Origin of the sequence: Roseobacter sp. (genome assembly GCF_024639605.1) — a bacterium.
In the GTDB taxonomy this organism is placed as follows: Bacteria; Pseudomonadota; Alphaproteobacteria; order Rhodobacterales; family Rhodobacteraceae; genus Roseobacter.
In genome coordinates, this window is sequence record NZ_JAHEHZ010000008.1 from 1 (window position 1) to 9,057 (window position 9,057).

Here is a 9,057-nt window from a genome sequence, read left to right on the forward strand (position 1 = left end):
CCGTCGCCCCGATCCCGTCGAGCATCGGCTTGCCTGTCTGTTTCTGCCAGTCGTGATAGACCGGCGCGGGCAGTGTCTCGCCCGCCGAAACGGCCGCCCGCAGGCTGGAGAGGTCGGCGCCTTCCTGCATGGCGCTCAGCATCGCGCGGTAAGCGGTGGGCGCGGTAAAACAAACTGTGGCGCGGTATTTCTCGATGATTTCGATCATATTGGGCGGCGAGGCTGTCTCGAGCAGCGTTGCCGCCGCGCCAAAGCGCAGCGGAAAGATCGCCAGCCCGCCAAGCCCGAAGGTAAAAGCCAGCGGCGGCGAGCCCACGAAAACATCATCAGGCGTCACCCCCAGTACTTCGCGTGCATAACCGTCGGCGATAATCAGCAGATCACGCTGAAAATGCATTGTGGCCTTGGGACTGCCCGTCGTGCCGCTGGTGAACCCCAGCAGCGCCACGTCGTCTTGCGCTGTATCAACTGCCGCGAACTGAACGGGTTTTTCCAGCGCCAGACGGTCGAGTTCCGCGTCATGGTTGGAGGTACCGTCAAACCCCACGACCGATTTGAGAAAGCCGCTGGTCTTCGCGCAGGCGGTCAGCTCATCCATCAGCCGCGTGTCGCAGAGCGCGTGACTGATTTCGGCCTTGTCCACGATTTTGGAAAGCTCGCCCGCACGCAGCATCGGCATGGTGTTGACGACCACGGCCCCGGCCTTCGTTGCCGCAAGCCAGCAGGCGACCATAGCGGGATTATTTGCCGAACGGATCAGGACCCGGTTGCCCGGTTTCACGCCTAGGTTCTCCACCAGCGCGCGCGCCAGCCGGTTGGTCCAGTCCGCAAGCTCTTTATAGGTCCGGCGCCTTCCGTTGCCGATGAGCGCGGTATGATCGCCAAAGCCTTTGGCGACCATTGCATCCGTCAGCTCCACGGCGGCATTCAGCCGGTCCGGATAGTCAAAACCGTCGAGAATCAAATCCGGCCAGTTCTCTGCCGGCGGCAGATTATCCCGCGCAAAAGTGTCGGTGTGGGCGGAGGCGCGCATCAGGTCTGTTCACCGTGAGACCGACCTGACGGTGAGCCGGAAGATGTCAGAACAGTGGTCAGAGCGGGTACAGGCACTTGTCCAAATGCAATATTTTCGCATCCTGAACCATATACATGGATATGCGCAGGATCATATTTGCGATATTCCCGGCCCTCCCGGGCCCGCGCGCGCGACATCGGCTCAGATGATGACAGGTATTCGATCATTCGGATTGCTCACTCCCGCCCGCAGGTGCCGCAACAGCGCTGCCGCACCTGTCAGTGACGTTAGGGTGAGTCGCAATATGCTTCAAGGAAAAATATTTTAGACCTAAAGCAAATCACACAAAGAACGGCAGTGCGCCTATCTGATGCGCAATCCGGATTCATTGTCAAAGATCATTGCACGGCGTGGCTCAAAAATGACATCGACCGTATCGCCCTCCGAGGCGCGGTCATCGCCGCGTTCTTCCACAATCATGCGCTCGCCGGTAGGCGTGTCGAGATGCAGATAAGAGACCCCGCCCAGCGCCTCCGAAAGCTCAGCGCTCAGTGCGCCTTCACCTCTGCGGACCTCCAGATGCTCGGGGCGCACGCCCAGCGTGACGGCGGTGCCCGCAGCGGGCAGTTGTGCCTCCACGGCCACGGTACGGTCCAGTCCGGGCACCCGGACACCGCCGGGCACGACCTTTCCGTCCAGAAAATTCATTGCAGGAGAGCCGATAAAGCCCGCTACAAAGCGGTTGTCCGGGTCGCGGTAAAGCTCAAGCGGCGCGCCCGTCTGCTCAATCCTGCCGGCGCGCAGCACGACAATTTTGTCGGCAAGCGTCATCGCCTCGACCTGATCGTGAGTCACGTAGATCATCGTTGCTCCGATGTCTTTGTGCAGCCTGGCAATCTCGACCCGCATCTCCACACGCAGTTCAGCATCGAGGTTCGACAAAGGTTCATCAAAGAGAAACACCTCCGGGCCACGTACGATCGCCCGCCCGATGGCCACACGCTGCCGCTGTCCGCCGGAGAGCGCTTTGGGCTTGCGATCAAGATAGGGGCCGAGCTTGAGAATATCCGACGCCATTGCGACTTTCTCTTTGATCTCAGCTGCCGGCACACCGTTCATTTTGAGACCGAAGCCCATGTTCTCACCCACGGTCATATGAGGATAAAGCGCATAGGTCTGAAAAACCATTGCGACGCCCCGGTCAGAGGGATCAAGCCGGGTGACATCGCGCGCGCCGATGCGGATCTCTCCGGCGCTCGTTTCTTCGAGCCCCGCGATCATCCGCAGCAGCGTGGACTTGCCACAACCCGAGGGGCCGACAAAAACGCAGAATTCACCGTCTTCGATCTCCAGGTCGATCCCGTGGATCACCTGCACATCGCCATAGCGTTTGATCGCCTGTTTCAGCGTGACACCTGTCATGGATTACGTCCCTGTGTTTTGCATGGTTGAATCGGGAAACCGCCAGGCCTGAGCATCAGCGGCAACGGCCTGTGCGACCCCGGCGAGTCGCGGGGCGAGCGCTTCAAGTGCGTCCAGCGAGATGGTTTCTGTCGTGCCGGTGACCGACAGCGCGCCCAGTACCCTGCCCTGTCCGGTCAAAACCGGATGGGCGATGCAGATGATGCCGGGCTCGTGCTCTTCGCGGTCAAAGGCGTATCCGCGCCGGCGGATTTTGTGCAGTTCGGCTTTCAGTGCGGCGGGCGTGGTCAGCGTGTATTCGGTAAACCGGTGAAACGACTGCTGCCGGATAACGCGCTCAAGCTCTTCTTCAGGCAGAAACGCGAGCATCGCCTTGCCCACCCCTGTGCAATAGGCCGGACCCACCTTGCCTGCGTCACTGAACATCTCGACCGGGTGGGTCGCGTTGCGCTTATCGACATAGAGCACCTGCGCATTGTCGAGTTGTGCCAGGTGTACAGTGTGCCCGACCTCAGCACTCAGCCTGTCCAGTGCAGGCCGCGCGATCGGCGCCAGTGAGCTTTGCGTCCATGCAGCGTGGGCCAGCCGGACAAGCCGCACGCCCGGGCTGTAGGTCTGATGTTCTGCATCATATTCCAGCATTCCCTGCGAGGTCAGGGTCTGCAGAAAGCGGTAAAGGGTCGCTTTGGGATAACTGCTCTGCGCCAGCAATGTGCCGAACCGCACGGGGCGGCCAAAGGCGGCCACCTGATCCAGTACATCCAGCGCTTTGCCAACGGTGCCGTCTCCGGACATCTCAGCGGACTCCCCATATAAAATGCACCCCGTTGCGAACCGGCCTTGCGCGGTCTGTCCGAAGCCTCCCCCGGGTGCTGAGCTTCGCGACCACGGCCAAGAAGACTGTTGACAGTCTAGGCATATTGCGCTGTAGTTTTCAATATATAAAACCTGGTTCCAAATAATGAAACCATCCTGCGGGATTATTGGCGCAAAACCGGGGGGACGAACACCAAAGCATACGTACCTTAGGGAGGACACAATGCGTTTCACCACCAGATCAACTCTGATGGCACTTGCCGGCTCAACCATGCTCGCCGGTGCTGCTGCCGCCGACCTTTCGGGAGAGCTCAAGATTTTCCTCGATACATCCAACCCCGCGCCGCGCGCGACGATGGAAAAGATGATCGCGGATTTCGGTGCGCTGCACCCCGATCTTGAGATTTCCACCACCGTGATCGATCGCGAAGCTTATAAAACTCAGATCCGCAATTTTTTGACCGCAGACAGCCCGGATGTGGCGACATGGTACGCGGCCAACCGGATGACCCCCTACGTGAATGCAGGCCTCTTTGAAGATGTCTCCGATCTCTGGGCAGAGCCGGAAATTGCCGAAAACTTGGCCTCCACCAAAGGGGCGATGACCATAGACGGCAAACAGTGGGGCGTGCCTTACACGTATTATCAGTGGGGCATTTATTACCGTAAAGACATCTATGAAGAGCTCGGGCTTTCTGAGCCTGCGACCTTTGAGGAGATGAAATCCAACTGCCAGACGATCATCGACTCCGGGCGCGCGTGCTATACCATCGGCTCCAAGTTTCTGTGGACCGCGGGCGGCTGGTTTGACTATCTCAACATGCGCACCAACGGATTTGATTTCCACATGGATCTCGCCGCAGGAAAGGTGAAATGGACCGACGACCGTGTGCGGGCGACCTTTGCCAACTGGCGTGAACTCATCGACATGGGCGCCTATGTCGAGAACCACCAGAATTACTCCTGGCAGGAGGCCCTGCCCTTCATGGCCAATGGCGAGGCAGCCGCCTATCTGATGGGCAACTTCGCCGTGGCACCGCTGCGTGAAGCAGGTCTTGATGACGACAAGCTCGATTTCTATCAGTTCCCGGCCATCAACCCGGATGTCGAACTGGCCGAAGACGCGCCGACCGACACATTCCACATCCCGGCAAACGCCTCGAACAAGGAAGCCGCGCGCGAATTCCTGCGCTATGTGGTTTCCGCGGATGTCCAGACAGAGATCAACAATGGCGCGAACCTCGGGCAGCTTCCCGTGAACGCCAGTGCCTCCGTGGATGATGACAAGTTCCTCAACGAGGGCTTTGCCATGCTCAGCTCGAACAGCCCCGGCGGTGTCGCGCAGTTCTTTGACCGCGACTATCCGGCGGAAATGGCTGCAGAAGCCATGCAGGGCCTGCAGGAATTCATGGTCTTTCCTGACAACCTCGACGATATCCTGAACCGTCTCGATAAGGTTCAGGCCCGGGTTTATAAGTAATCCCACCGGTCCGGGCGCGCGCACCTGCGCCCGGGCCACCGCCGCCACTGTGCGACACTGTCGACGGCACGCACCGCACTGCGTGCAGCCGTGAGCGCCGCGCCAGACCGGGAGACTTCCGATGACATCGAGCCCTGCCGTACCGGATACCACGCCGCCACAGCGCAGCTGGTACAAGCGCAACGAGATTGCCGTTACGCCCTGGCTCTTTCTCGCGCCCGCGATCCTCTTTTTCGCCTTTTACGTGATCTGGCCGATTTATCAGTCGATCGTGATTTCCTTTTACGACTGGGACGGGTTGGGCGAGGCGCGCTTTATCGGTGTGGAAAACTACGTTGAACTGATGGATGACAGCGCCTTTGAGGTCTCGCTCTGGAACAACCTCAAATGGCTGCTTTTCTATCTGCTGGCGATCCCCGGCGGGCTTTTCATCGCCCTCTTTCTCAACCAGACCGTGACGGGTATCCGCATCTACAAATCGCTGTTTTTCTTTCCCTTCGTGCTCAGCCAGGTGGTCGTGGGTCTCGTCTTCTCCTGGTTCTATCTGCCCAATGAGGGGCTGCTTAACGGGGTGCTGGGGCTTGTCGGGCTCGGGCCTGTCAATGTGCTGGGCGATCCGACGATGGCCACCTACGGGATCATCGCCGCCGGCCTCTGGCCACAGACCGCCTATTGCATGATCCTCTATCTCACCGGCCTCAACGCCGTGGATCCCGAACAGATCGAAGCGGGGCGTCTGGACAATGCGAAGGGCTGGAAAATGCTGTGGTACATCATCATCCCGCAGCTTAAGCCCGCGACCTTTATTGCCTTTGTCGTGACCATCATCGGGGCGCTGCGCTCGTTCGATCTCATCTCGATCATGACCAACGGCGGCCCTTTCGGGCAGACGCGGGTGCTGAGCTTTTACATGTTCGAAAAAGCGCTCAGCGAATATGGGTTCCGCATGGGCTATGGTGCGGCCATCGCCGTGGTGCTCTTTCTGATTATGCTGGTCTTTATCGCCTATTTCCTGTGGTCCATGTGGTCCGAGGAGAAGGGACGATGACCCGCGCGGATTTCGATACGCTCTGCGCGAAACGCCCGGGCGCTGTCCTTTCCGGTACAGGCGAGCTTGATGCCTGGAAGGTCGGCGGCAAAATGTTCGCCTGTTTCGGGCACCATGAGCAGCGCGCCGCCAACACAGATCATGTCTCCGTGAAGTGCCCCGATACCGAAACAGCGGCCATGCTCATCGACGCAGGTGCTGCCGCCAAAGCGCCCTATTTCCACCGCTCCTGGGTGCAGCTCGACCTGCCTGCGCTGGCTGAAGATGAGGCGCGCCACCGTATCGACGTGAGCTACGACACCATCCGTCGTGGTCTGCCCAGATCCGTCCGGGAGGCGCTCTGATATGTTTCCGACACCGATTGAAAAAACCTCCCGGTCCTGGCAGCTGACGTATCAGTCGCTGCTGCCGCTGGCGCTGATCATGTGGCTCCTGCCGCTCATTGCAGTGGCGATCTTCTCGATCAAGCCCGCAGTGGATTTCACACAAGGTAACTACTGGGGCCTGCCGTCATCGTTTGAACTTTTCGCCAATTACGGCCAGGTCTTCACCAATTCGGACATGCCGCGGTACATGCTCAATTCGGTGCTGATCACTGTGCCCACCGTCATCGGGGCTGTGGCGCTTTCCTGCCTCGCGGGCTTTGCCCTGGGGATTTACAGGTTCAGATCCAACATCTGGATTTTCTTCATGTTCGTTGCGGGCAACTTCGTGCCCTTTCAGATCCTGATGGTACCGGTCCGCGACCTGACACTCGACATGGGGCTTTATAACACCAAGACCGGGCTGGTGCTCTTTCACATCGCTTTTCAGACCGGGTTCTGTACGCTTTTTATGCGTAACTTCATCCGCGCCCTGCCCTTTGAGCTTATCGAGGCCGCGCGTGTCGAAGGCATCGCAGAATGGAAGATATTCTGGTACGTCGTCATCCCGCTGATGAAACCCGCGATTGCGGCACTTTCTGTGCTGATCTTCACCTTCATATGGAATGATTATTTCTGGGCCGTGGTGCTGACGCAGGGACCCGAAAGCCAGCCAGTGACCGCCGGCATCACCTCCTTTAATTCGCAGTTCCGCGCGGCCTATCACCTGATGAGCGCGGGGTCGATTGTGGCAGCCCTGCCCCCGGTCCTGATGTTTTTCCTGATGCAGAAACACTTTATCGCAGGCCTGACGCTGGGAGCCGTGAAGTGAAAACGAGCTGGCGGCTGGACGATGCGCGGCAGACGCTGATGCTGACGTCCCTCAGGGGCCGTCCTCCGCAGATCGTCTACTGGGGCGCGCCTTTGCCCCCGGATGAGGATCCGGAGCAGCTGGTGCAGTCGTCCCGTCCCGATGTGACCGGCGGCATGCTCGATGAAAACCCCGATCTCTCGATCTGCCCCGAAGCCTCGCGCAGCTTTCCCGGGCAGCCGGGCATGGTGGTGCACGATGAAGACGGCACGCCGCTTTTGCCGCGCTTTACCCTCGAGGCTGTAGAAGAAACCCCGCTGCATCTGAGCATAATTTGCGCCGACAGTGACAACCGCCTGACTTATACTGCCGTCTTTGACCTCGACCCCGAAACGCATGTGATCCGCGCCTCAGCGGAGTTGCAGGCCGACCGGCCGCTGCATCTGCACTGGCTGGCGGCGCCGGTGTTCCCCGCCCCGCAGCATTCGGATGAGATGATCGATTTTGCCGGTCGCTGGTGTGGCGAGTTTCAGACGAACCGCACCGCCTGGAGCGCCGGCATCCGCACCCGGGAAAACCGTACAGGCCGCACCGGGCACGAACATTTCCCGGGTCTGATCATCCCCGCCCGCGGCGCCACCAACACCCGCGGCGAGACTTATGCCTTTCACTACGGCTGGTCCGGCGGGCACCGGATGATCGCTGAAGAGCTGCCTGACGGACGCCGTCAGGTGCAGTTCGGGCATGCCGCCGGCATTGAGACACGGGCCGCGGCCACTTTCTGCACTGCACCGCTTTATGCTGTCTTTTCCAGCGACGGGTTCAACGGCGCCGCTGTCTCGTTTCAGCGGCACCTGCGCGACCGCATCGTCCCCTGGACGGATAAAGAGAGCCTGCGCCCGGTGCATTACAACTGCTGGGAAGCCGTCTATTTCGACCACGACATGTCGCACCTGAAAGACATTGCGGCATGCGCTGCGGATCTTGGTGCTGAACGTTTCGTGCTGGATGACGGCTGGTTCGGACGGCGTGATGATGACACCTCAAGCCTCTCGGACTGGGAGATTGACCCGCGCAAATACCCCGACGGGCTCGGCCCGCTTATTGATCATGTGCATGGGCTGGGCATGAGCTTTGGCATCTGGTTTGAGCCCGAGATGATCAGCCCGGACAGCACCATGTACCGCGCGCACCCCGGGTGGGCACTGGGTGCCGGGGATCAGATCCTCGGACGGCACCAGAAAGCGCTGAACATGGCGCTGCCCGAAGTACGGGATTTTCTCTACGACCGTATCTCTGCGCTGCTCATCGCGCATCCGGTTGACTATATCAAATGGGATCACAACCGGGTTCTGCCGTTTCCTGATGCGGCCCAGACCCACGGATCGTATGCGCTGATCGACAGGCTGCGCGCTGATTTTCCGCATGTAGAGATCGAAAGCTGTGCGTCGGGCGGCGGGCGCATTGATTTCGGCATCCTCAGCCGTACCCAGCGGGTCTGGCTTTCCGACAGTAATGACGCGCTGGAACGGCTGCAGATACAGCATAACGCCGCGCTTTTTCTGCCCGCCGCCGCCACCGGCAGCCATGTGGGGCCTCGCCGCTGCCACACCTCGGGGCGCGTGCTTGATATCGAATTCCGCGCATGGGTAGCAGCGCAGCGGCATATGGGGTTCGAGATGGACCCGCGTGAGCTCACCGATCACGAAGCGCAGGTGCTGCGCGATGTCACCGGCTGGTGGAAAGACAACCGCGGCTGGATGATGGCGGCGGACATCCTGCGCCTTGATGCGTCCGACCCTGCGGTGATCGCCGAGCAGCAGCAGGCCCCGGACGGCAGCCGCTTCGTTGTCTTTGCCGGCAAAGCCGCGACCTCTGCGCAGATTGCGCCCCGACCGCTGCGTCTCACAGGGCTCGACCGGACGGCACGCTATGAGGTGAGCCTGCGCAACCGCGCCTCGGCACCAGGTCTGTCGCGCGGCCGGATGGCGATCAAAGACGCACCGGTGGTGCTGACCGGTGCCGCGCTGATGCAGAACGGACTCTCGTTGCCCTGGTCCTTCCCGGACACCATGTGGGTGCTTGAAGGAAAACGCCTGTGAG

The 9,057-nt window shown here is 60.2% G+C and carries 8 protein-coding genes; 5 read left to right on the forward strand and 3 right to left on the reverse strand.

The window, feature by feature from the left end; genetic code table 11:
* The 3 genes from Q0M35_RS02105 to Q0M35_RS02115 all read right to left on the reverse strand — a co-directional run.
* Positions 1 to 1,036: AMP-binding protein (locus Q0M35_RS02105; RefSeq protein ID WP_295311779.1), on the reverse strand; the 1,036-nt coding region annotated here is incomplete at its 3' end.
* 342 nt (positions 1,037 to 1,378) lie between these two features.
* Positions 1,379 to 2,437, reverse strand: a complete 1,059-nt coding sequence (gene ugpC, locus Q0M35_RS02110) for a sn-glycerol-3-phosphate ABC transporter ATP-binding protein UgpC (RefSeq protein ID WP_295311719.1) — start codon at positions 2,435 to 2,437, stop codon at positions 1,379 to 1,381.
* Between the two features lie 3 nt (positions 2,438 to 2,440).
* Positions 2,441 to 3,232 carry an IclR family transcriptional regulator gene (locus Q0M35_RS02115; protein WP_295311720.1) on the reverse strand — a complete coding sequence of 264 codons (792 nt, stop codon included), beginning with the start codon at positions 3,230 to 3,232 and terminating at the stop codon, positions 2,441 to 2,443.
* Positions 3,233 to 3,476: 244 nt separating this feature from the next.
* Between Q0M35_RS02115 and Q0M35_RS02120 the strand changes: the two genes are divergently transcribed.
* The 5 genes from Q0M35_RS02120 (at position 3,477) to Q0M35_RS02140 (ending at position 9,056) form a co-directional block, all read left to right on the forward strand.
* Positions 3,477 to 4,733, forward strand: coding sequence for an ABC transporter substrate-binding protein (locus tag Q0M35_RS02120; protein ID WP_295311722.1), 1,257 nt, complete (start codon positions 3,477 to 3,479; stop codon positions 4,731 to 4,733).
* Positions 4,734 to 4,854: 121 nt separating this feature from the next.
* Complete coding sequence (locus Q0M35_RS02125; protein WP_295311724.1) at positions 4,855 to 5,781, forward strand: sugar ABC transporter permease; 927 nt, start codon at positions 4,855 to 4,857, stop codon at positions 5,779 to 5,781.
* A complete protein-coding gene (locus tag Q0M35_RS02130) occupies positions 5,778 to 6,125 on the forward strand; it encodes an MmcQ/YjbR family DNA-binding protein (RefSeq protein WP_295311726.1) in 348 nt (115 codons plus the stop codon). Before Q0M35_RS02125 ends, Q0M35_RS02130 begins: the two co-directional genes overlap by 4 nt.
* A 1-nt stretch (position 6,126) precedes the next feature.
* A complete protein-coding gene (locus tag Q0M35_RS02135; RefSeq protein ID WP_295311728.1) occupies positions 6,127 to 6,975 on the forward strand; it encodes a carbohydrate ABC transporter permease in 849 nt (282 codons plus the stop codon).
* Entirely contained in the window at positions 6,972 to 9,056 is a 2,085-nt protein-coding gene (locus Q0M35_RS02140) for an alpha-galactosidase (RefSeq protein ID WP_295311730.1), read from the forward strand. Before Q0M35_RS02135 ends, Q0M35_RS02140 begins: the two co-directional genes overlap by 4 nt.
* Position 9,057: the final 1 nt, after the last annotated feature.

Coding starts and splice junctions, on each gene's coding strand:
- ugpC (WP_295311719.1), bottom strand. CDS start 2,437: ATGACAGGTGTCACGCTGAAACAGGCGATCAAACGCTATGGCGATGTG.
- Q0M35_RS02115 (WP_295311720.1), bottom strand. CDS start 3,232: ATGTCCGGAGACGGCACCGTTGGCAAAGCGCTGGATGTACTGGATCAG.
- Q0M35_RS02120 (WP_295311722.1), top strand. CDS start 3,477: ATGCGTTTCACCACCAGATCAACTCTGATGGCACTTGCCGGCTCAACC.
- Q0M35_RS02125 (WP_295311724.1), top strand. CDS start 4,855: ATGACATCGAGCCCTGCCGTACCGGATACCACGCCGCCACAGCGCAGC.
- Q0M35_RS02130 (WP_295311726.1), top strand. CDS start 5,778: ATGACCCGCGCGGATTTCGATACGCTCTGCGCGAAACGCCCGGGCGCT.
- Q0M35_RS02135 (WP_295311728.1), top strand. CDS start 6,127: ATGTTTCCGACACCGATTGAAAAAACCTCCCGGTCCTGGCAGCTGACG.